Origin of the sequence: Asanoa ferruginea, assembly GCF_003387075.1 — a bacterium.
Lineage (GTDB): Bacteria > Actinomycetota > Actinomycetes > Mycobacteriales > Micromonosporaceae > Asanoa > Asanoa ferruginea.
The window spans coordinates 7745002-7768080 of sequence record NZ_QUMQ01000001.1 but is presented as its reverse complement, the minus strand read 5'-3'; the positions used below and the strand labels follow the sequence as shown (position 1 = coordinate 7768080).

The 23079-nt window shown below is 72.0% G+C and carries 15 protein-coding genes; 9 read left to right on the top strand and 6 right to left on the bottom strand.

Translation table 11 applies throughout. The features are described from left to right. Positions 1 to 6: 6 nt before the first annotated feature. Positions 7 to 837, top strand: a complete 831-nt coding sequence (locus DFJ67_RS36290; protein WP_116077068.1) for an alpha/beta fold hydrolase — start codon at positions 7 to 9, stop codon at positions 835 to 837. Between the two features lie 277 nt (positions 838 to 1114). Here DFJ67_RS36290 and DFJ67_RS36285 read toward each other — a convergent pair whose 3' ends face one another. Together DFJ67_RS36285 and DFJ67_RS36280 are read right to left on the bottom strand one after the other, a co-directional pair. After that, entirely contained in the window at positions 1115 to 2332 is a 1218-nt protein-coding gene (locus DFJ67_RS36285) for a hypothetical protein (protein ID WP_239097596.1), read from the bottom strand. A 15-nt stretch (positions 2333 to 2347) separates the two neighbouring features. After that, a complete protein-coding gene (locus DFJ67_RS36280) occupies positions 2348 to 3874 on the bottom strand; it encodes an alkaline phosphatase D family protein (protein WP_116073352.1) in 1527 nt (508 codons plus the stop codon). Between the two features lie 119 nt (positions 3875 to 3993). On the opposite strand from DFJ67_RS36280, the gene DFJ67_RS36275 reads away from it, so the two are divergent. The 4 genes from DFJ67_RS36275 to DFJ67_RS36260 all read left to right on the top strand — a co-directional run bounded on the left by DFJ67_RS36275 (position 3994) and on the right by DFJ67_RS36260 (position 7674). Next, a complete protein-coding gene (locus DFJ67_RS36275; RefSeq protein ID WP_116073350.1) occupies positions 3994 to 4728 on the top strand; it encodes an MEDS domain-containing protein in 735 nt (244 codons plus the stop codon). Continuing rightward, positions 4725 to 5678, top strand: a complete 954-nt coding sequence (locus DFJ67_RS36270; RefSeq protein ID WP_116073348.1) for a sensor histidine kinase — start codon at positions 4725 to 4727, stop codon at positions 5676 to 5678. The genes DFJ67_RS36275 and DFJ67_RS36270 overlap by 4 nt, the downstream gene beginning before the upstream one ends. 54 nt (positions 5679 to 5732) lie before the next feature. After that, a complete protein-coding gene (locus DFJ67_RS36265) occupies positions 5733 to 6899 on the top strand; it encodes an FAD-dependent monooxygenase (RefSeq protein ID WP_116073346.1) in 1167 nt (388 codons plus the stop codon). A gap of 61 nt (positions 6900 to 6960) precedes the next feature. Continuing rightward, on the top strand, positions 6961 to 7674 hold the full coding sequence (locus tag DFJ67_RS36260) for a VOC family protein (protein ID WP_116073344.1): 714 nt from the start codon (positions 6961 to 6963) through the stop codon (positions 7672 to 7674). 224 nt (positions 7675 to 7898) lie between these two features. Here the strand turns inward: DFJ67_RS36260 and DFJ67_RS36255 are convergent, their stop codons facing one another. Further along, the gene (locus tag DFJ67_RS36255) at positions 7899 to 8624 is read right to left on the bottom strand and encodes a TetR/AcrR family transcriptional regulator (protein WP_203784394.1); all 726 of its coding nucleotides are present in this window, start codon (positions 8622 to 8624) and stop codon (positions 7899 to 7901) included. Positions 8625 to 8649: 25 nt separating this feature from the next. On the opposite strand from DFJ67_RS36255, the gene DFJ67_RS36250 reads away from it, so the two are divergent. After that, on the top strand, positions 8650 to 9495 hold the full coding sequence (locus DFJ67_RS36250) for an alpha/beta fold hydrolase (protein ID WP_116073342.1): 846 nt from the start codon (positions 8650 to 8652) through the stop codon (positions 9493 to 9495). On the opposite strand, the gene DFJ67_RS36245 is transcribed toward DFJ67_RS36250, so the two are convergent. Beyond that, positions 9458 to 9880: a MerR family transcriptional regulator gene (locus tag DFJ67_RS36245; RefSeq protein ID WP_203784393.1), complete on the bottom strand. Its 423-nt coding sequence runs from the start codon at positions 9878 to 9880 to the stop codon at positions 9458 to 9460. The two genes, DFJ67_RS36250 and DFJ67_RS36245, sit on opposite strands and share 38 nt — an antisense overlap. Positions 9881 to 9890: 10 nt before the next feature. Here DFJ67_RS36245 and DFJ67_RS36240 point away from each other — a divergent pair, with 10 nt between their 5' ends. Beyond that, on the top strand, positions 9891 to 10613 hold the full coding sequence (locus tag DFJ67_RS36240) for a methyltransferase domain-containing protein (protein WP_116073340.1): 723 nt from the start codon (positions 9891 to 9893) through the stop codon (positions 10611 to 10613). 1704 nt (positions 10614 to 12317) lie between these two features. Here DFJ67_RS36240 and DFJ67_RS36235 read toward each other — a convergent pair. Continuing rightward, positions 12318 to 14240: an acyltransferase family protein gene (locus tag DFJ67_RS36235; RefSeq protein WP_116073338.1), complete on the bottom strand. Its 1923-nt coding sequence runs from the start codon at positions 14238 to 14240 to the stop codon at positions 12318 to 12320. A 34-nt stretch (positions 14241 to 14274) separates the two neighbouring features. Beyond that, on the bottom strand, positions 14275 to 15333 hold the full coding sequence (locus tag DFJ67_RS36230; RefSeq protein WP_116073336.1) for a 3-deoxy-7-phosphoheptulonate synthase: 1059 nt from the start codon (positions 15331 to 15333) through the stop codon (positions 14275 to 14277). 267 nt (positions 15334 to 15600) lie between these two features. On the opposite strand from DFJ67_RS36230, the gene DFJ67_RS36225 reads away from it, so the two are divergent. Together DFJ67_RS36225 and DFJ67_RS36220 are read left to right on the top strand one after the other, a co-directional pair. Then, entirely contained in the window at positions 15601 to 16920 is a 1320-nt protein-coding gene (locus tag DFJ67_RS36225) for a beta-ketoacyl synthase N-terminal-like domain-containing protein (protein ID WP_116073334.1), read from the top strand. A gap of 30 nt (positions 16921 to 16950) precedes the next feature. Then, positions 16951 to 23061 (top strand): type I polyketide synthase, encoded by a 6111-nt coding sequence (locus tag DFJ67_RS36220; protein ID WP_203783323.1) that lies wholly within the window; start codon positions 16951 to 16953, stop codon positions 23059 to 23061. Positions 23062 to 23079 lie beyond the last annotated feature (18 nt).

Sequence of the window (23079 nt, the reverse complement as noted above, 5' to 3'; positions counted from 1 at the left end):
GTCCAGATGCCGTACGTGACCGTGGGGCAGGAGAACACCGAGCCCATCCAGATCTACTACGAGGACCACGGCGAGGGCACACCGGTCGTCCTGATCCACGGCTACCCGCTCAGTGGGCAGTCCTGGGAGAAGATCGCCCGCCCGTTGCAGGGCAAATACCGTCTCGTCACGATGGACCGGCGCGGCTTCGGAAAATCGTCACAACCGGGCAGCGGGTACGACTACGACACGTTCACCGCCGACTTCAACATCCTGATGGAGACGCTGGACCTCAACGACGCGGTGCTGATCGGCCACTCGATGGGCACCGGCGAGATCACCCGCTATCTCGGTCAATACGGCTCGGCCCGGGTCAGCAAGGGCGTGCTGCTGAGCCCGCTGGCACCGATGCTCGTCAAGACCGACGACAACCCCGAGGGTGTCGACCGGTCGGTGTTCACCGGCATCCAGGAACTCGCGCTGAAGGACCGGCCGCTCTGGATCAAGCAGTTCTTCGACCTGTTCTTCAACGTCAAGGACACCATGGGCAACCGGCTGAGCCAGGAGGCCTGGAACGCGCACTGGAACGTCGGTATCACCGCGTCGCCGGTGGCCAGCTACGACTGCGTCGAGTCGTGGCTGACCGACTTCCGCGACGACGTCGGGCGAATCGACGTGCCGATGCTGGCGGTGCAGGGCACGGCCGACCAGGTGCTGCCCTTCGCGTCGACCGGCAAGCGGCTGCCGCCCCTGATCAAGGACCTCAAGCTGGTCGCGATCGAGTACGCGCCGCACAGCATCCCGTGGACCCATGCCGATGAGTGCAACGCGGCGATCAAGGACTTCATGGCGGAGTAAAACCCGCTGACACGTATGTGAACATCGGGGCGAGAGTGGTTGCTCACTGTTACCGTAGCGATGCAGCCAGTAACCGGACGGCTGCTGGCGCGCGCCGTATCTGGTATCAGCATCGAACGAACGGGGTTTCGCAATGTCGCTCTTCGGCCTGCTTGGCACTGCACTCGGTGGCGTGGTCAACGTCGTCGGCGGTCTCCTGACCGGGCTCGGTGGCCTCCTGTTCTGATCGCGACGCGGGGGTGCCCGGACCGCACGGGTCCGGGCACCCCTACGTGCGTCACCAGGTCGAGTTGCTCCCGCCGAGCGCGAGCAGCACCTGGTCGTAAAGATTGCTGTCGTTGTCGTCGGTGTAGCTGACCGCGATCTCGCCCCACGGTGACACGCCCAGGCTGAGTTGCTCCTGCCGCCCGGTCGTGGTGCCGCTGTAGGTCTGCGCCGGCAACCGTCCCGTGGTCGTGCCGTCGGGGTTGAACCCGCGGGCCCACACGTCGGAGTTGAGCGAGAGCACCGTCCAGCCGACCACGACGTTGGCCTGGTCGTCGATGCCGACCGCCGGCGCGCCGGCCCCGGGCGTGTTCGCCACCTCCACGTCGCCGTGCTTCGGATCGCCGGTCGAGGTGAACGAGCGCGACCAGATGCCCGGGACACCCGTGTGGTCCGACTCCCACGCCACTACGAAGTCGCCGGTGAAGTTGGCCGCCACGGCCGGATGCCGCTGTTGACCGCCGCCGTTGAGGTTGGCCGCCCGGCGCGACAGGTTGACGGCGCCGTTGCTCTTCGCCAGGCGTACCAACCCGATCTGGTAGAAGCCGTTGCCGTCGCTGTCCTCGTCCCAGGCGATCAGCGCGTCTCCGGACGCGGAGACCGCGACGTCGGGCTGGTGATGGGCGCCGGTCGACTGGCTGGCCACCACCTCGTAGGCCTTGGTCGCGACGTTGGTGTAGCCCGCCGCCTTGATCGTGGTGACCGTGCCCTGCACGTCTTCCCAGACAACGGAGAACGCGACCGCCGCCGGGGTGCTCGGCGTGCCGTCGGGGTCGACCGCGACCTTCGGCGTGAGCTGCTGGCCGGCCGCGCTGGCGTTGACCTGGCCCTGCCCGAGCACCGTGCCGGCCGGCGAGATCACCCGGTAGACCACGTTGTAGGTGCCGTTGCCGTCCGGGTCGTCGTTCCAGACGACCACCGCGTTGCCCTTGTCGTCGAGCGCGACGTCCGGGTTGACGTGCTTCCACTTGACACCGGCGGTGCCGCCGGCGGAGAGCTTCTTCTCGTACGCCGAGGTGCCGTTCCGGAACAGCCGGACGAAGATCTCGGAGTTGGTGTTGTCGCCGGGGTTGGACTCGGCGCGATCGTCCTCCCAGACCACGGCCACGTCGCCGATCCGATTGGTGGCGACGGCGCCGCCGTCCTGGTCACCGGTCGCGACGCTGTTGGCGGTCGACACGGTGACGCCGGCCGGAACGGCGAGCAGCGCCGCCACGAGCACAGTGGGCACTAGCAACGTTGTCTCCTAGAGCGCTTGCAGGCCGGGCTGGCCGTCGAGGATGGCGAACGAGCGGACCGTGCTGACCGGGGAACCGTGCTCGGTGACGCTGGCGACGGCCCGGAAGTCAGCCCGGATCTGCTCCCGGCTGATGGTGGTTCGGGTGTAGCCCCGCCGGTCGTGGTAGAAGCGCAGGTGCGGGTTGGTCGACAGGTTCGGGATCACCGTGTCGCCCGTGCCGCTGCCGGTCGACGAGATCGACGTGCAGACCAACTCGGTGCCGATCGTCGCGGAGTTCGGGTTGGCGTAGTCGGCCTTGAGGTCGTTGGCCCAGGCCCGGTGCACGTCACCGGTCAGCACCACCGGGTTGCGCACCGCGCGCTGCTGCCAGCCGGTCTGGATCCGGGACCGCGACGCACGGTAGCCGTCCCAGGCGTCCATGCTCGCCGCGCCGGTCGAGGTGAACTGGCGGGCGAAGAAGACCTGCTGCCCGATCACGTCCCAGGTGCCGAGCTTCTGGCCGAGGCCGTCGAGCAGCCAGGCCTCCTGCGCGGCACCGGTGATGCTGCGGGTGGCCAGGTCGGCGTCGGCGCACACCTTGCTGCCGTCGCCACAGGCCTGGTCGTCGCGGAACTGCCGGGTGTCGAGCATGTGGAACGTGGCGAGCTGGCCCCAGCGGACCCGGCGGTAGAGCGGGATGCTGTTGCCACTGGGTGCCGACGCCGGCCGCAACGGCATGTTCTCGTAGTACGCCTTGTAGGCGGCGCTGCGGCGCGCGGTCCACTGCGCCGCGGTCAGGGCGGGCGTGTTGTTCTCGCGTACCGTGCCGGCGTAGTTGTTCTCCACCTCGTGGTCGTCGGGCACCACCAGCCACGGCGCCATCTGGTGCGCCGCTTGCAGGTCGGGGTCCGACTTGTAGAGCGCGTAGCGGCGCCGGTAGTCGGCGAGGCTGACGATCTCGGCTCCGACGTGCTGGCGCACCCCGCTGCTGCCGACGCCGCCCTCGTAGATGTAGTCACCCAGGTGCAGCACCAGGTCGGGGCGGTCCTCGGCCATCCGCCGGTAGGCGGTGTAGTAGCCGTTCTCGTAGTGCGCGCAGGAGGCGAACGCCATCGTGAAGTCGCGGCCGAACGTGCTGGTCGTGGGCGTGGTCCGGGTCCGGCCCACCGGCGAGAGGTGACCCTGGGCGCGGAACCGGTAGTAGTAGTCGGCGTCGGGCGCGAGGCCGCCGGCGACCACGTGCACGGAGTGCGCGTCGGCATAACGGGCGGTGACGGTTCCGGAGGCGACCAGCGCCGCGAAGGTGTCCGTTGTGGACACCTGCCAGTCGACCGCCACGTCGGCGTTGGCCATGCCGCCCTGGCCGTCGGCGTTGAGGGGGGAGGGCGCCAGGCGGGTCCAGAGGACCACGCTGTCGGCGGCGGGTTCGCCGCTGGCGACACCGAGCTTGAAGGGGTACGGGGGCGCCGCCTGGGCGCGGGACAGGGGGACGATCGTCGCACCCACAGTGGCCAGTCCACCGAGGACGAAGACGCGTCGGCTGAGCCGTGTCATGCCGAGCACATTGACGATGTTAGATGAACAGAAGATGATCTCCAGGCGGACCGGCGGCCAACCGCTGCCGCCCTGCCCGTGGCCGTTAGGTGCGGCGCGGCCGGCGTAGGCTGGCGGACGTGCGCGCGGCTGGCGAAGTGACGGTCGTCCGACCCACAGGTGCCGGGCGTCACCAATGCTGGGCGTTTACTGAACGCGCCGGCTTCCTCGACCGGGCCCGGGCGTTCCTCGCCGAGGGCCGCGCCGCGGGCGAGCAGCGCTGGCTGGTCGGCGCCGACCTGGCCGGCCTCGACGGGGTGCCGGCGCTCCCGGGTTTCGACCCGGCCGCGGCGACGGGTGCTGCGCTGGCCGCCGGGTTCACCGGGCTGCGGGTGGTGGTCGACGCGACGCTGCTGGTCCGCTCCCGGGCCGACTTCGCCGCTTATGAGCACCTGGTCGACCGTGCTGCGGCGGATCACCCGTTTTCCGCTTTGTGCGGGTATGACCGACGAGTTCTCGACTCGGCCGCCGTCGCTGAGCTGGCCTGCCTGCACGGCACGCACAACGTGGCCGACGTGCCGTTCCGGCTGCACGGCACGGCCGGGCCCGGGGCCGTCGCCCTGTCCGGCGAGCTCGACGGCGCCGGCTCGGGGCTGCTGGCGCGGGCGCTCGACCGGGCCGCGCCGCCGGTCGTCGACGGCGAGGTCGTGGTCGACGGTGCCGCGCTGGAGTTCATCGACCACCGGTCGCTGCTCCGGCTGGCCGACTACGCCCGGGGCCGGGGAGCCACAGCGGTGCTGCGCACCCCGCTGCCGGCCGCCGCCCGGCTGGCCGACCTGCTCCGCGTCCCCGGTGTCCGGGTCGAGGCGCGATGACCCGCACCGGAGCACCCGCCGACCACGTCGGCTATTTCCACGAGGCCGTCTGTTACGGCTCCGACGAGGAACTGCTGGCGACCGTGCTGCCGTTCCTGGTCGACGGGGCCGACGCCAAGGAGCCGACCGTGGTCGCGCTCGGTCCTGAGAAGGCCGACCTGGTCCGGCGCGCGCTGCCGCGGTCGGCCGCGGTGACGTTCCTCGGCGGTGACAGCGTCTATGCCAGGCCGGCGACCGTGATCCGTTCCTACCGCGAGCTGTTCGCCGGGTATGTGGCCGACGGAGCCGGCCAGATCCGGGTGATCGGGGAGATCCCGCGGCCGTCGCTGGGCGCCACGTGGAACTGGTGGGCGCGCTACGAGGCGGCGATCAACCAGGCATTCGACGACTACCCGTTGTGGAGCCTGTGCGCGTACGACACCCGGGTCTGCCCTTCTTCGGTCCTCGACGACGTGGCCAGCACCCATCCGCGCACGCTGCACGCGGACGGGCGGCACGAGCCCAGCGCGACCTATGCGGCGCCGGCGTCGTTCCTGTCCGCCTGGCCGCCGGTCGCCGACGACCCGTTGCAGTCGCTGCCGCCGCTGGTGTCGCTGGTCGATCCGACCGCCGCGCGGGCCCGGCACGCGGTGCGGCTGGTCGACCCGGGGTTGCCGGTCGTAGAGGTCGAAGACCTGGAGATCGCGGTGAGCGAGGTGGTCACCAACGCGCTGCGGCACGGGCGGCCGCCGGTGCGGGTCCGCTACTGGTCGGGCGCCGACCGGATCGTGGTGGCGGTGACCGACGGCGGGTCCGGCCCCGCCGACCCGTTCGCCGGGCTGATCCCGTCGCACGACACGGCCAATGGGGGGCTGGGGCTGTGGATCACCCACCAGTCGTGCAACTACGTCGCTTTCTCGTCGTCTGATGAGGGGTTCACGCTGCGGCTGACGGCGGGTAATCCGTACTAAAGCTGTGTCAACTTAGGTTGACGATTTTGGCGCGTGTCAACTACGGTTGACGGCATGGATGCTGAGGTCGTTGTCGTCGGGGCCGGGCCGGTCGGGTTGCTGCTGGCGCTGGAACTCGTCCGCGGTGGGGTTGACCCGATCGTGGTGGAGGCGCTGCCGCAACCGAGCGATCTGCCGAAGGCCAACGGGGTCGTCGGGCGGGCGGTGCCGGTGCTGCACTCGCGGGGGCTCTATCGCGAGCTGACCGGGCGGCGGCGACTGCGGGCCGCGCCGCGGTTCATGTACGGGGGTTTCGCCGTCGACCTGCGCCGGCTGCGCGACAACCCGGTGCACATCCTGCCGGTGCCTCAGCGGCGGTTGGAGGCGGTGCTCGCGGCGCGGGCGTTGTCGGCTGGCGTGGACATTCGTCGTGGGCACACGGTCACCGGGCTCAGCCAGGACTCCGCCGGGGTGACGGTGGCCGTTGACGGGCCGTCCGGTGCGTACACGTTGCGGTGTGCCCATCTTGTTGGCTGCGATGGGGCGCACAGCGCGGTGCGGAAGGCGGCCGGGATCGGGTTTCCGGGTGCGGTCAACGACGCGGTGGTGTCGCGGAGTGCGCACGTGGTGCTGCCTGCGGGTGCGTTGACGCCCTTCGGGGGCCGGTTGCGGGCGCCGGGTGGGCCCTACCGGCCCTATCTGTTCCACCGCACGCCGCACGGGGTGTTCTCGTTCGCGCGGTTCAAAGGTGCACCGCACCTGGTGACGACGCTGGAATGGTCCCCTTCCGATGACTCCGTTCCGATGACGGTCGGTGAGTTGCGGGCGAGCCTGGGGCGCGTACTCGGTCAGGATCTCGCCATTGCGCCGCCTTCCGGGGCCGGGCCCTACGTGTTGCGCCGGGCCGTCGCGCGGCACAGTCGGGTCGCCGACCGTTACCAGGCGGGTCGGGTGCTGCTGGCCGGGGATGCCGCGCACGTGGTCGCCGGGATCGGCGGGCCGGCCCTCAACCTGGGCATGCTCGACGCGGTCGATCTGGCGGGGCGGCTGCTCGGCGGTGGGCTCGAGGGATATGACCAGGCGCGGCGGCCGTACGCGGAGCGGGTGCTCGCCCATGCCGCGGAGCAGTCGGCGCTGCTCGGGCCCGGTCCTTCGACGGACGCGCAGCGGGAGCGGTTCGCGGCGCGGCTGGCCACGGAGGCTGGTCTCCGCTCGGTGGCCGAGGCCATCGCCGGCGGCTGAGCCGTTTTTGTCAGACCCCGGGTGCACGATGTCTGCGGAGTTTCAGACTAGGGAGACCACGATGATCGCAAAGCTGCGCACGGTCGTGCTCGACGCGGCCGATATCGCGGCCCTGTCCGCGTTCTACCAGGCGCTGGCCGGTTGGAAAGAGACCTACGCCGACGACGAGTGGGTGTTGCTGGAGACGCCCGACGGTTGGCGGATCGGCCTACAGGCCGTGCCGGAGCATCAGCAGCCGCAGTGGCCGGGGCAGGAGCGGCCGCAGCAGGCTCACCTCGACCTGCGGATGCCCGACCTGGAGGTCGGCGTCGAGCGGGCGGTCGCGCTCGGTGGCACGCTGCTGCGCCGCAACGACACCTGGCACACGGTCGCCGACCCGGCCGGCCACCCGTTCGACCTGTGCCTCAAGGCCGAAGACCCCAACACCACCCTGATGGGTGTGATGCTCGACTGCGGTGACGCCAAGCAGCTCAGCACCTTCTATTCGGAGTTGCTCGGCAAGCCGATCACCTACGAGGCCGAAGGCATCGCGATGATCGGCGACGACGGCGCCCAGCCGGTGATGTTCCAGCAGGTCGCCGACTACCGGGCGCCGCAGTGGCCGGACCCTGCCCATCCGCAGCAGTTCCACCTTGACCTGCGGGTCGACAGCTTCGACATCGCGGAGCCGGCAACGCTGGCGCTGGGCGCGACGCCGTTGCCCGGCGGCGGCGAGACGTTCCGGGTCTACGCCGACCCGCAGGGCAAGCCGTTCTGCCTGACGGTGGGCGACTAGCTGGTGGCATGACCAGCCCGGCCGCCGCGGTGGCGGCCGGGCTGGCTCGGCAGGTTCGGCTCGTGGTTCGGCGGCGGTCTGGTCCTGCTCGTGGGTGGGGTGCCGCGCCACGGCCGGACCGCCGTGCTGGCTGTTGGACGCGCCCGATCTGGGGGAGCCCGCGTGGGCGACACGCCCAGCGGCGTCCCACATCCGCCGACCCAGATGACGGCAGAGTCCGGCGACTAGCCCTCACCGACGACCACTGCTGGCGCCAGCAGTCCGATCGCGGCGGTGACGGCTGCGCGTGGGTTGTCGCGCCAGTCCGGGGTGACGGGAGCGAGGCTGGTCGACAGGGGATAGCGCGAGCCGAGGTCGGGGATCTGGGCCCGGGTCGCGGTGGCCACCGCTAGCCACTCGGCGACTCCTTCGTCGTCGAGGGTTCGATAGGCGGCGGCCGTCGACGCGGTGGCGCGGACGGTCGCGTAGAGCATGGTGACCGTGGTGGCGTGCCGGTCGGCCGGCACCTGCCAGGCGGCCAGGATCTCGAGGAGGCGTTCGAGCCAGTCCTGCTCGTTGGGTCCCTGGCTGGCCTGCGACCACGGCCGCTCGGTCAGCCACGGGTGCGCCAGGTAGATCTCGAACAGCGCCGAGGCCCAGGCCTGGAGCGCGTCGGCGAGCGAGGTCTCCGGGTCCGGCCAGGTCGGCATGGCGCTGGCCTGGTCCTGCATCAGCGCGAGCAGGTTGTCCTTGGTGCCCACGTAGGGGTAGAGCGCCATCGCGGTCTTGTCCAACCGCGCGGCGACCGCCCGGGTCGACACCGCCGCCAGGCCGGAGGTGTCGGCGATCGCGATGCCGATCGCCACGATCTCGTCGAGGTCGAGTTGTTGGCGTGGGCCGCGGCGCGGAGTGGGCAGGGTCGTGCCGCGGTGCCGCCAGAGGCGGCGGATATGAGCGTCGGCGTCGATCATAGTCCTTACACTGTATAGTGTTTCCATGACCACCGCACGCATGCACGACGACACCCTGATCGACGTGTCGGCAACGGGCGACGGCCCGGCCGTCCTGCTCCCGATCAGCACGACCGTGATCGAGGGCGACCCGGCCGAGCAGCTGCGCGCCTGGGGCGCCGACCCGGCCCTCGGCCACACCCTCGCAACCGGTCTGGCGGAGGCCGGCTTCCGGGCGGTCACCGCCGACTACGAGGGCCACCTGACCGACCACCCGAAGCCCGACACCCTCACCGCAGAGGCAGTGGCCGCCGACCTGCTGGCCATCGCCGACGCGGCGGGAGCCGACCGGTTCGCCTACTACGGCTATTCCTGGCTCGCGCTCGCCGGCCTGCAACTCGCCACCCGCACCGACCGGCTCACCGCGCTGGCGATGGGCGGCTACCCGCCGCTCGGCGGCCCCTATGACGCGATGCTCGAGGTCACCCGCATCGCACACCGCATGGCCGTCGCCAACCAGGGCAAGCCGCCGACCGTGGCGGAGCCCGGCGACTGGGACTCGGCCGAGGTCAGCCGCCACCCAGACCAGACGGCGCAATACGTGACGCTCTACGAGTCACTGCGCGATTTCGACGAACGCGCGGCGCTCGACCGCCTGGACATCCCGCGCCTCGCCTTCGCAGGCGCCGACGACAACATCTCCTACGGTCCGAAGTGGAACAACGCCTATGTAGCGATCGCCGACGCCCTGCGCCAACACCAGGCGGAGCTGATCGAACGCGGCTGGACGGTCGAGTTGGTCAAAGACGCCGACCACATGAGCGCGATGCTGCCGGCCGCCGTCCTGCCCATCCTCATCCCGTGGCTGACCTCCGCCCAGCTCGTCGGCTGACCAACGCCCGGAAGTGGGGACAGCTCGCCAGATCGTCGGCCGGGCAGCGGGCCGCGTAGTCGAGCATCTCGCGCGCGGTCTCCAACGCCCGGATCTGCGCGTCGACCGCCTCCCGGTGCGCCCGCAACGCGGCGCGCCGGGCCGGTCCGGCCGCGGTGAGCAGCTGGCGGATGTCGGCGAGCCCGAGTCCGGCGTCCTTGGCGGCCAGGATCGCCCCGATCCGATCGGCGTCGGCCTCTATGTAGCATCGCCGCCCCGCCGACGTGCGCTCCGGCCGGAGCAGACCCACGTCCTCCCAGTGCCGCAACACGTGCGTGGCCAGCCCGAACCGAGCGGCAAGGTCACCAATAGCGACGGTCGACTTCAGGTCGACCTGAACTCGCATGCTCACCATCATGACCATCCCACCGGCGTTCCTGACCGCCCTGGATCTCTTCGACGCGCAACCGACCGCGGCCCGGTTGCGCGCGTACGGCTATGAGTTGCTCCGCTTGACGAGCGGCGGCCGGGTCGCCGACGTGGGCTGCGGCACGGGCCTGGCGGTGGCGGAGTTGACGGCCCTGGGCGCCACCGCGATCGGCGTCGACCTCAACCCAGCGATGATCGAGGTTGCCCGGCATCGGCACCCGCGTGGCGAGTACCAGGTCGGGTCCGCTCTGGACCTCCCCTTCGCGGACGGTTCGCTGGCCGGCTACCGCGCCGACAAGGTGCTCCACGACCTGGCTGATCCACAAGCGGCCCTGGCTGAAGCCCGCCGCGTCCTCTCCGCCGGCGCCTGTATCGTGCTGACCGACCTGGACTGGGACACGATCGCCATCGCGAGCGACGACCCCGCCCGGACCCGGGCCGTTGTCCAGGCCCGCACCGACGCCCTGCCCGCCGGCTTCGCCGCCCGCCAGGCCCCGGAATTGCTCCGATCGCTGGGCTTCCTGGAGGTAAGCACGACCGCTGAGACGGCCGTGATCACCAGCCCCGACGTGGGCGAGGTCCTGCTCAGCAGAATCGCCGGCGACGATGCCGACTGGCTGGCCGAGCAGCGGACCCGGGCCGCGCGCGGCGACCTGCTGGTCTTCGTGCCCATTGTGGTCACCGCAGCCAGCCGGCAGCCCGCGGTGTGACGCGCCGGCGCCGTCCGAGCCGGCGTCCATTGTCTCTGGCCCGGTCCATGCGTTCCTACGCCGACGGCCTTGCCTTTCCATGCCGGTTCCACACATTTCTGCGCCGAAGGTCGTGTTCCCGCGCCGAGGTCATGCGGTCCCGCGTCCGCCGCCGCGAGCGGGTGGAGATGCGGCACCATTGGCTTAAGATTGCATAATCGAAAGCCTTGGGCGGGGCCGATTTCTCGCCTGGGATAGGAGATAATTGATGCATGCGGCAGCTCCAATTTTTTACCACGACAGAGCTGGCCGCCATGCGAGATCGCACCGCGTCCCGCAGTTATTCGCCCGCCGGTGAGGAGTTTCGCCGCGAGCATGAGCGCCATCGCGCTTGGGGCCTGACTCGACGTCACGCTGAGCGTCTGCGCCGCTTGCGTGGCAGCGACTGCGAGCCTCACACTCCGACCGCTGCGGGGATCAATCCGGAGCGGCAACCCCTTACTCCGCCTGGCCCTGCCGTCGCCCTGAGATTAGAGGCGCCCGACCGGGCAGTGCGCCCGACAGCGGACCTCGCATCGCCGGCAAGCCAGAACCCAGGGGTGAAGGACGCAGCCGATCGACCCGGGCGGCAGCGAAATAGCTCGACCGAGACGGCCGCGATAGCGTCGAGCAGACCGGCCGGGGGCGCACCATTGCGCCGCGCGGAAAAGATGCCGTCGCGCCCAGCACAAAATGCACCTTGGCGCCCTATGGGTAATGCGCCGGATGCTCCAATCGGGACACACGCGAACCTGCTAAGCGCCAAACGCGCCGCCGCATCAAGCGGTAAATGCGACGTCATCCACAACGGAAATCTGGCGTGGCGCCCCGCAGGAAATGGGGCCCGCCTCCAACAGAAATACACCTTCGCGCCCAGGGGCGCTGCCCATCGCGACCCAGCGGAAAATACACCTCCGCGGCCCTGCGGTATGTGCCTCGTCGCGGCGCGGAGGGAACTGGACCTCCGCGGCCTCGCGGGAGGTGCCTCATCCCGGCCGGACGGCGAGTGGGTCTTCGTGGTCCGCCGGGCAACGTCGGCAGGTCCGGCTCGACGGCGAGTGGGTCTTCGTGGTCCGCCGGGCAACGTCGGCAGGTCCGGCTCGACGGCGAGTGGGTCTTCGTGGTCCGCCGGGCAACGTCGGCAGGTCCGGCTCGACGGCGAGTGGGTCTTCGTGGTCCGCCGGGCAACGTCGGCAGGTCCGGCTCGACGGCGAGTGGGTCTTCGCGGTCCGCCGGGCGACGTCGGGCAGGGCCGGCCGGACGGCGAGTGGGTCTTCGTGGTCGCTGTCGGGCAACGTCGGGCAGGGCCGGCCCGACGGCGAGTGGGTCTTCGCGGTCCGCTGTCGGGCAGGGCCGGCCCGACGGCGAGTGGGTCTTCGCGGTCCGCCGGGCGCCGTCGGGCAGGGCCGGTCCGACGGCGAGTGGGTCTTCGCGGTCCGCCGGGCAACGTCGGGCAAGGCCGGCCCGGCAGCGACCGACCGCGCTCGTCAGCACGCGCCGAGCTGTGCGGCGACGGGCCGGCCTTCGTCGACGACCAGACCCGCCAAACGCAGGCGGGCGCGCGGGGCCAAAGCAGCATCAGCGGGGGACGCGGAGGGCTCCTGGTAGCCGGAGCTGTTCGGAGACAGCTCCCCACTTTCCCGCAACGCCCCCAGCGCGCTGCGAGTGGACCATGACTGAGCACTACTAGGCGCCGGTCGTGGCGATGCGGGCCAGGGGTGGCAGGACCCATGGCGCGATGACCTGTTGGACGCCCTCCGGGGTGAAGTGCAGGCCGTCGCTGCGGATGCGGACGCCGCCCGCGTCCCAGGTGAAATGGCCGCCTGGGCAGACCACCGCGTTCAGGTCTAGGACCGTGGCCTTGCGCTTCGCGGCCGCCCCGCGCAGCAGTGCGTTCCAGGCGTCTACCCGCGCCGGCTCGTCTTCCGGCCACAGGCCGCCGTCGGGGCGCTCGGCCCGTCGTGTGTAGGGCGCCGTCAACAGGACAACGTGCGCGCCTCGGGACGAGACGATGTCGATCGCCAGGTTGAGCTCGCGCGAGAGGTAGGCGTCGAACTCCGGCTCTCCGACATGTTGATAGCGGCCGTTGAGCTTGCGGTCCATCAGCTCCCAGCGGTCGAGCAGGATCGCCACCACGTCCGGGTCGTCGGTGGCGATGTGGCGTTTCCATCGCTGGTCCCATTTGTCGCAGCCGGGGTAGTTCGGGTGGGGCTCGCCCACGTAGTTGATCTCGGGGAGGCGGGCGATGCCGCAGCCCTGGACGCCTCGCGCGAAGATCTGGAGCTTGTCCTGCTTGGGCAGGTATTTGCCGAGCGACCAGGAGACCGAGTCTCCCATGATCGCGATCCGCGGCAGTGCGCCAGGCGTGCGGCCCGCCCGCTGGATCGGTGGCGCCTTCGACGCCGAGGCGGCCGGGCCGCCCAGGTTCAGCGCGATTTGCGGTGCCGGTCGCGCGGCCGGCGGCACCGTGAGCAACACCGCCGCCGTCGCGGTCGCCAGCGCGGCCGTCACCGCCGTCGCACCGCCCAGCCGCGGCCGCCGGCGGGTCCAGCCAGCCGTCCGAATAGGGCGCTCGACCAGCACGTAGGACGCGGTGGCGACCGCGAACACCGCCGCCAGTCGCACCCCCAGCAGCGGCAACCCGGTCAGGCCGGTCCGGTCCGCGCTCAGCCACTGGTAGAGCGGCCAGTGCCACAGATACAGGCCGTAGGAGATCCGGCCGATCAGCACCAGGGGCAGCACCCCGAGCACCCGGGCGGTCGGCGACCGGGGGCTGATCACCGCGTGCGCGATCACCGCCGCGGTACCCAGCGCGACCAGCGTCAACCCACCCCGGTAGAGCCACGGGGAAGAGCCGTCCGCGAGAGCCCACACCAACCCGGTGACCACGACGCCGCCCACCGCGAGCGTGCCGAGCACGCGATGCTGCCCACCCGACGCGACCCGGTCGGACACGAGCACCGCGAGCCCGCAACCGATCAGCAGCGCCACCGCCCGGGTGTCGGTCCCGTAGTAGACCCGGTCCACGTCGGCCGCGGAGAAGAGGAAGAAGGACGCCGCGGCCGAGGCGACCGCGCCGACGCCACAGACCACGAGGAGGAGGCGTCGCCCGGCCGCGAGGGACATCAAAGCGATGAAGATCAACGGCCAGATCAGGTAGAACTGCTCCTCAATCCCCAGCGACCAGGTGTGCTGCAACGGCGACGGTGACCCGGTCGCGGCGAAATAGTCCCCGCCGCGCAGCATCATCCGCCAGTTGGCGAGGTAGGCGACCCCGGCGAGCGAGTCCAGCCGCAACGCCGGCAACTCCGTCGGTGGCAGCAGGAACCGGGACACCAGCGCCACCGTGGCCAGCACCAGCAGCAGTGCGGGCAGGAGTCGGCGGGCCCGGCGGCCCCAGAACGCGACGAGATCCGTCCGCCCGGTCGCCGAGCGCTCGACGAGCAGCAGCGACGTGATCAGGAAGCCGGATAACACGAAGAAAGCGTCGACGCCCAGGAAGCCGCCCGGCAGGAATGCCACGCCGCCGTGGAAGAGCAGCACGGCGAGGACGGCGAAGGCCCGAACCCCGTCGAGCGCAGGCTGGTACGGAAAGCGCGCCCCGGACATTTGCCCCGAATCTACCGGGGCGCGCTCATTCCGGTCAGCGCCTTGCGCGAACCGCCGCCGCGAGCTCGTCGAGCAGCGTCGCCGTGGTGTCCCAGTCGATGCAGGCGTCGGTGACCGACTGGCCGCGCACCAAAGCGGGACCGCCCAGGTCCTGCCGGCCGGCGACCAGGAAGCTCTCCAGCATCACACCGGCGATGCCCTGCTCACCGGCGGCCAGCCGCGCCGCGATGTCGCGTACGACACCTGGTTGACGGTTGTGGTCCTTGCCGCTGTTGCCGTGGCTCGCATCGATCATGAGACGCGTCGGCAGACCGGCGGAGGAGAGCTTGCCCAGGGCATCGGACACGTGTGCGGCGGAGTAGTTGGGGCCGAGCGACCCGCCGCGCAGCATCAGGTGGCAGTCGGGGTTGCCGGTCGTGGTGACCAGCGCCGCGATCCCGTCCAGGTTGATCCCCATGAACACATGGCTGGCCGCCGCGGCGCCGATGCCGTCGACCGCGTCACCGACGTCGCCCGAGGTCGAGTTCTTGATCCCGATCGGCATCGACAGGCCGCTGCAGAGCTGCCGGTGGGTCTGGCTGGCGGCGGTCCGCGCGCCGATCGAGCCCCAGCTCACGATGTCGGCGATGAACTGCGGCGTGATCGGGTCGAGGAACTCGCAGCCGACCGGCAGGCCGAGCGCGGAGACGTCGAGCAGGAGTTGGCGGGCCAGGCGCAGGCCGCGGTTGACGTCGAAGCCGCCGGACAGCTCCGGGTCGTTGATCAAGCCCTTCCAACCGACGGTGGTACGCGGCTTCTCGAAGTAGGTGCGCATCACGATCCGCAGGTCACCGGAGAGGCGGGCGGAGACCGCGGCGAGCCGCTGCGCGTACTCCAGGCCGGCGTCGGGGTCGTGGATCGAGCATGGGCCGACGATCACGAGGAGGCGGTCGTCGCGGCCGTCGAGGATGTCGACGACCTCGGCGCGGCCCCGGGCCACGACCTCGGCGACGGATGGGGAGACCGGGAACTCGTGGCGGAGCAGCGCAGGGGAGATCAACGGGCTCATCCGGGCGATGCGGGCATCATCGAGCGCCGCGGCGGTGACTGACATGGCGTCCTCTCATGGGCGAGCCGCCCCGGGACGCGTGCCGAGCCGGCTCAGGAATCCGGCTCAGGGGTGAAGGTCAGCGTGGCGAATCGCCCGCCGACCCGATCCGGGCCGGGGGTGTAAACCGATACCAGCGCTGCACGCCGCAACCCTAGCAGCACGCAGCGATGAGCCGTGCCGCGCCCTCGTTGGCGGCGTTACGTCTGATTCGTCCCGTTAGGACGTAATCTCTTCCCCGAACAAGCCACCCTCTGGGAAGGAAACAAAAGAATGGTGCGGTCGGGTACGGACGCGCGTGACGTCGTCGTCACCGGCATGGGGTTCTGTCTGCCGGGCATCGGCCAGCCGGCCATCACGACGCAGGACGTCTGGGAGATCGCCTCCCAGGGCAAGACCGCGATCGCGGCCCGCGAGGACGGCGTCTTCTACGGCAGCGTCGACCTGCCGGCGGAGAAGTTCGCCGAATACTTCCCGGAGATCCCGGGCATCTTCGCCGCACACTTCACCGACACGCACCGCTTCGGGCTGATGTCGTTCCTGGAGGCGTGCACCGACGCGAAGCTCGACGTGCGGGCGGGCGCGCTCGCCAACGCCGGCATCCTGGTCGGCCGGGGCGGCGTCGACGCCAACATCGCCGGCTACCTCAAGGTGCTCAACACCGAGATCGGCGACCTCAACATCCTCGAGGCGACGTCGCTGTTCATCGAGAGCTCGATCGCGGTCACCTCGTCGGACGTGGCGCTGGCGCAGTCGGCGTTCGCCAGGACTACGGGCCCCTGCTACACCGCCAACGCCGGCTGCTCGTCGTCGTCGGTTCAGATCAACAACGCCCGGATGCTGATCAACAGTGGCGCGTCCGACGTGATCGCCGTCACCGGCGTCGACAACTTCTACTACCCGCTGCTGAAGAAGGTCTTCGATCTCGTACGCATGGTCCAGGACCAGGCGGCCGACGAGCGCCCGACCAACGCGCTGCCCGACGAGCCGATCGAGTTCGACCGCCTGATGCGGCCGTACGACCGGCGCCAGGGCTGTGTCAACTACGGCGAGGGCTCGGTGAGCCTGATCCTGGAGAGCCGGGAGCACGCCGAGCGGCGCGGCGCCGCGATCTACGGCCAGGTGCTGGGCCAGGCCGTCACCCGCGACGGGCTGCCGCACCCGCTGGCCAGCGACCAGACCGGCGGCGGCCTCGTCGCGGCCGTCCGCCAGGCGCTCGGCGACCGGCCGATCGAGCAGGTGAAGTATGTGCACGGCGGCAGCGACGGCGGCATGGCCCAGCAGGAGGCCGAGGCGATCCGCACGCTGTTCGGCGACAAGGCCGGCGACCTGCTGATGACCTCGCAGGAGGGCTGCTTCGGCCACAACGGCGCACCGACCGGCGCCCTCGGCGTGGCGCTGACGCTGCTGATGATGCAGCACCGCACGGTCTGCCCGACCGCCAACCTGGTCGACCCGCTGGATTACCTCCCGTTCAACCCGCTGCCGGGCCACGAGAGCGTGCCGCTCGCCTTCGACCACGCGCTGAGCTTCACCTACCAGTTGGGCGGCGTGCAGAGCGCCGTTCTCCTCGGCAGCCCCGACGCCCTCTAGCACAAAACCTTTCGAGAGGACTGCCCCACCGTGGAACACGAGCACATCGCGATCGTCGGGCTCGGCTGCCGGTTGCCCGGCGACGTCGACTCGCCGGCCGCCCTGTGGCGACTGCTGGCCGACGGCCAAGACGCGGTCGGCCCCTTCCCGGCGGGGCGACCGCTGCCGGGCACCGGAACGCCAGGAGACGGCGGCTGGCTGCGCGACGTCGCCGGCTTCGACGCCGACTTCTTCGGTGTCTCCCGGCGTGAGGCCGACGTGCTCGACCCGCAGCACCGGTTGATGCTCGAGGTCGTCTGGGAGGCGTTCGAGCACGCCGGCCTGCCGCCGGACCGGTTGGCCGGTGAGCCGACCGGCGTGTTCCTCGGGCTGAGCTACGACGAATACATGCACCGCCTCGCCGGCCAGCCGGAAGAGCTGGCCGGCGGGATCCTCACCAACGGGCACTGCGTGGCGGCCGGGCGGATCTCCTACCTGCTCGGCCTGCACGGCCCGGCGGTCAGTGTCGACACCGCCTGCTCGTCGGGCCTGGTCGCGGTGCACCAGGCCGCGCAGGCCCTGCGCGAGCGGGAATGCGACCTCGCCGTCGCCGGCGCGGTCAACCTGGTCGTCGACGAGCGGACCACCCGGGAGTTCACCCGGTTCGGCATGCTCTCGCCGACCGGCCGGTGCCGGGCCTTCGACGAGCGGGCCGACGGTTTCGTCCGCTCCGAGGGCGCCGGCGCTGTGGTGCTCAAGCGGCTCGGCGACGCGCTCCGCGACGGCGACCGGATCCTCGCCGTGGTCCGCGGCTCGGCGGTCAACCAGGACGGCCGCTCCGACGGGCTGAGCGCGCCGTCGGCCGAGGCGCAGGAGGCGGTCTACCGGGCCGCGTTGGTCCGCGCGGGTCTCGACGCCAGCCAGGTCGGCTACGTCGAGGCGCACGGCACCGGCACCCGGCTCGGCGACCCGACCGAGTTGGCCAGCCTCACCCGCGTGTACGGCGGCCAGGGCCGGGCGGTCGCCATCGGCTCGATCAAGTCCAATGTGGGTCACCTGGAGCCGGCCGCCGGCATCGCCGGTCTGATCAAGGCCGTGCTCGCGCTCGACTACGGCGTGATCCCCGGCAACCTGCACTTCACCGGCTGGACCCCGGGCACCGACCCGTCGGCCGCCGGCCTGTTCGTGCCCACCGGCACCACCCGCTGGCCCGACGGTGCCGCGGTGCGCCGGGCGGCGGTCTCCTCGTTCGGCTTCTCGGGCACCAACGCGCACGTCGTGCTGGAGGAGGCGCCGACGCTGCCGTCGCCCGCGTCGTCGACCCGCACGTCCGGCGAGCCCGAGGTGGTCCTCATCCCGGCCGGCTCCCGCGAGGCGCTGCCCGCCGCCGCCGAACGGGTCGCCGACTGGCTCGACGGCGACGGGCGCGACGTGCCGCTGCGCGACATCGCGCACACCTTCGCACTCCGTCGCGGCGCCGGCCGGGGGCGGCTGGGGGTGGTCGCCACCACGACCGAAGAGCTTTCGGACCGATTGCGGGGGTACGTGGCCGGCCGGCTCGACCCGGCCGTCGTCTCCGGCGCCGTACCCGGTGGCGTGGCCCGTGGCGCCGTCTGGGTGTTCTCCGGCCAGGGTTCACAGTGGACCGGCATGGGCCGCGAACTGCTCGCCACCGAGCCCGCGTTCGCGGCCAGCCTGACCCGGTCCGACGCGCTGATCGCTTCCGAGGCCGGCTTCTCCGTGCTCGACGTGATCCGCTCGGGCCAGCCGGTCGCCGGATGTGGCTTCGTGCAACCCGTGCTGTTCGCCCTCCAGGTCGCGCTCGCCGACCTGTGGCGCGCGCACGGCGTCACGCCGGCCGGCGTGCTCGGCCACTCGATGGGCGAAGTGGCCGCCGCCGTCGTGTCCGGCGCGCTCACCCTCGCCGACGGCGTCGCGGTGATCTGCCGCCGTTCGGCACTGCTGGAACGCATCGCCGGCGCGGGCGCGATGGCCAGCGTGGGCCTGAGCCGCTCCCAGGTCGAGGCCGACATCGCCGCCGCCGGCGCCGGCGCGGTCGTCTCCGTCGCGGTGGTCGCCGCACCGGAGAGCACCGTGGTCGCCGGCGACGACGAGTGGGTCCGCCTGCTGGTCGACGCCTGGGACGCCGAGGGCGTGCCGGCCCGGCTGGTCGCGGTCGACGTCGCGTCGCACTCGCCGCAGGTCGACCCGCTGCTCCAGGACCTCACCGCGGCGCTGAAGGACCTGCGGCCGCGCGACCCCGCCGTGCGCTTCTACTCCACCGTGCTCGACCCGCGCTCCGAGGAGCCGGCGTTCGACGCCGACTACTGGTGCCGCAACCTGCGGCAGCCGGTCCGCTTCGCGGCCGCCGTCGGTGCCGCCGCCGCCGACCGGCACCGGGTGTTCCTGGAGGTCTCGCCGCACCCGATCGTGACCAGCGCCGTGCGCGACAGCACCACCGACGCGGTGGTGGTCGGCACGCTGCGCCGCGACGAGCCGGAGGTGCTGACCTTCCGGACCGCGCTGGCGGCGCTGCACTGCTCGGGCGTCCCGGTCGCCTGGTCCGCGCTCTACGGCGACGCCGACCTGGCCGACCCGCCGACGATGACCTACGACCGGCGCCGGCACTGGGTCGACGTGTCGCCGGTGGACCCGACACCGGACGTGAGCGGTCTGCCCGGTCGGCACACCGAGGTGGCCGGCGACCCGGTGCGGCACACCTGGGTCGGTGACGCGGGGCTGGACGCCCTGCCGTTCCTGGCCGACCACCGGGTGCACGACGAGGCGGTGCTGCCGGGCGCCGCGTTCCACGCGCTCGCGCTCAGCGCCGCGACCGCGGTGTTCGCGGCACCGGTCGACCAGGTCGTGGTCGAGGACCTGGCGTTCCGCGAGCTGCTCCGGCTCGAGGCGCGCACCGAGGTCAGCACCACCGTGACGATGACCACGCCGGACCGGGCCGAGTGCGAGATCTTCGCCCGCGGCACCGACGGCGCGTGGGTCCGTCACGCGACCGCCGCGCTCCGCTCGGGTCGGTCCACAACAGACACACCGACGCCGCAATGCGACGTCCCGGGTGACGCCGAGGGGCTCTACGCGGCGATGCGGGCCCGGGGGATCCACCACGGTCCGACATTCGCGGGACTGAGCGAGCTGGCCCGCTCGGCGGACGGCAAAGCCGCGCGGGCCCTGGTCGCCTCTCCGGGTGCGGCGCCGGACGCGCTCGCGATCCACCCGGTGTTGCTCGACATGTGCGCGCAACTGCTGGTCGCGACCGTGCTCGACGAGCCGGGCCGCGGCCTGGTGCTGCCGGTCGGCATCGCGCGCGTGGCGGTGACCGGCGACCTGTCGCTGGCCGCCCACGCCGAGGCCCGGCTGGTCTCGTCGGACGCCGAGGGCTTCAGCGGCGACGTGGTGCTCCGCGACGACGCGGGCGCGGCCCTGCTGACCGTCGGCGGCCTGCGCTGCGTGCGGCAGCGGGTGCCGGAGGCGTCGGCAGGGGAGTGGCTGCTGGAACCTCGCTGGGCAGCCGCGCCGGCCCTCACCGGCCGCGCGGTCGGCCGGGTGCTGCTGGTCGGGGAGGGCGGCGGCGCGGTGCTCCCGGTCGCGTCGGCGCTGCGTGCCCGCGGTGCCGTCGTCGACGTGGTCGACGTGCCGCTCGCCGAGCCGGTGCGCGGCCTGTTCGGTGGGGTGTTGCCCGGCGCGGTCGCGCTGGTCTGCGGCGGCGCGTCCGGTGCGGACGCCGCGCTGGACCGCACCCGTCGCGCGGTCGCGGTGGCCCAGACGCTCTGCGCCGAAGCCGTACCGCCCCGCCTGGTGCTGGTCACCGGCGGCGCCCTCGACGAGGCGGCGCTGCGCGGCATCGTCCGGGTGCTCGCGATCGAACACCCGGAGTTGCGGGCGACGCTGGTCGAGACCGATGACGCCGGCCTGCTCGCCGACGAACTGCTCGCCAACGGCACCGACGACGAGGTGCGGCACCGCTCCGGGGAGCGGCTGGTCGCGCGGCTGGCGTACGCACCGGTCCCGGAGGTTTCGACCGTCGACGTGCGCTGCGGCGTCGACGGTTTCCGCCTGCGGGCCGGCCGGCTCGGCGACCTGTCCGGGCTGGAACTGGCCGCCTGCCACCGCCGGCGCCCGGGCCCGGGCGAGGTGGAGATCCAGGTGACCGCCACCGGGGTCAACTTCCGTGACGTGCTCACCGTGCTCGGCCTCCTGCCGGGCGACGGCCACGACGTCCGCTACCGGATCGGCTTCGAGTGCGCGGGCGTGGTCAGCGCGGTCGGTGCCGGCGTGCCGCTCGAAGTCGGTGAGTCGGTGCTCGCGGTCGACCTGCGCGGCGGCGCGTTCGGCTCGTTCCTGACCGTGCCGGCCACCGCGGTGGCCCGGATGCCCGGCGGCCTCGACCCGGTGGTCGCGGCCGGACAGCTCACCGGATACCTGACCGCCTGGTACGCGCTGCGGCACGTCGCGGGCGTCCGCTCCGGCGAGCGGGTGCTCATCCACAGTGGAACCGGCGGCACCGGCCTGGCCGCGATCGCGGTCGCCCGCAAGCTCGGCGCGACCGTGTTCGCCACGGCCGGCACCCCGGAGAAGCGGGCCCGACTGCGCGAGCTGGGCATCGCGACCGTGATGGACTCCCGCACGCTCGACTTCGCGGCCGAGACCCTGGAGGCCACCGGCGGCGAGGGCGTCGACGTGGTGCTCAACTCGCTGGCCGGCCCGGCCATCCGGGCGGGCCTGTCGACGCTGCGGCCGTTCGGCCGGTTCGTCGAACTCGGCGTGCGCGACATCCTCGCCGACCGGGCTCTCGGGCTGGCGCCGATGCGGCACAACATCACCTTCAGCACGGTCGACCTGATCGAGTTGCAGAGCCGGCGTCCGGGTGTGTTCGCGACGGTGCTCCGGGAGGTGATCGCCGGCCTGGCCGACGGGTCGCTGCCGCCGCTGCCGGTGCGCTCCTACCCGCTGACCGCGGCCACGGAGGCGTTCCGCACGATGGCCGCCGCGGCACACCAGGGCAAGCTGGTGCTGACCGTGCCGGGCTCCGGAACGCTGAAGGCGGCCCGGCCGGCCGAGCCGGCGGTGCGCGGCGACGGTTCCTACATCATCACCGGCGGTCTGACCGGCGTGGGCCTCGCGGCCGCGGCCTGGCTGGCCTCCCGCGGTGCCGGGCACGTCGTGCTCAACGGCCGCCGGGCACCCTCGCCGGAGGCGGCAGCGGCCATCGCGGACCTGCGCGCCGGCGGCACCCGGGTCACCGTGCTCCGCGGCGACGTGGCCGCGCCCGGCACGGCGACGGCGCTGGTGGAGGCGGCCACGGCGTTCGGCCGCCCGCTGTGCGGCGTGCTGCACGCGGCGATGGTGCTCGACGACGCGGCGCTGCTGACGGTGGCCGACGAGCAGTTCGACCGGGTCTGGCGGCCGAAGGTGGTCGGCGCCCGCGCCCTCCACACGGCGGTCGCCGGACAGCGGCTGGACTGGTTCGTCGTCTTCTCGTCGATGGCGTCGCTGATCGGAAACGCCGGCCAGACGGTGTACGCGGCCGCGAACGCCTGGCTCGACGGTTTCGCATCGTGGCGGGCCGCGCAGGGCCTGCCGACGCTCGCGGTCAACTGGGGCCCATGGGGCCAGACAGGCGCGGCGACGGACTTCGCGGCGCGCGGCTACACCACGATCGGCACCTCCGAAGGGTTCTCGGCACTGTCCATCTTGCTGGCCCACGACCGGGTCCGCACCGGCGTGATCCCGGGGGCGCCCGCGACCTGGGTGCCGGCACCGGCGTCGCCGTTCTTCGCCGACGTCCTCGCGACGGTCGCCGCACCGGAACCCGTCACGCCCACCGGTCCGACGGTGGCCGACGTCCGCGCGGAGCTGGCGGCGGCACCGGCAGGCCTGGCCCGCCGCACGGCACTGGAGTCCTATGTCGGCGGCCACGTCCAGGCGGTGATGCGGCTGGGCGACAGCGCCCTGGACCCGCAGACACCACTGCGGGCGCTGGGCTTCGACTCGCTGCTGGCAATGGAGCTGCGGGCCAGGCTGGAGGCCGGCCTGGGGGTCAAGCTGGCCGGCAACTTCGTCTGGAAGCACCCGACCCTGGCCGCGCTGGCCGAGGGCCTGGCCGGCCACATGGACCTCGCCCTGGAGCCCGACGACGCGGCCTGACCGTGGAGACGGGGTGCG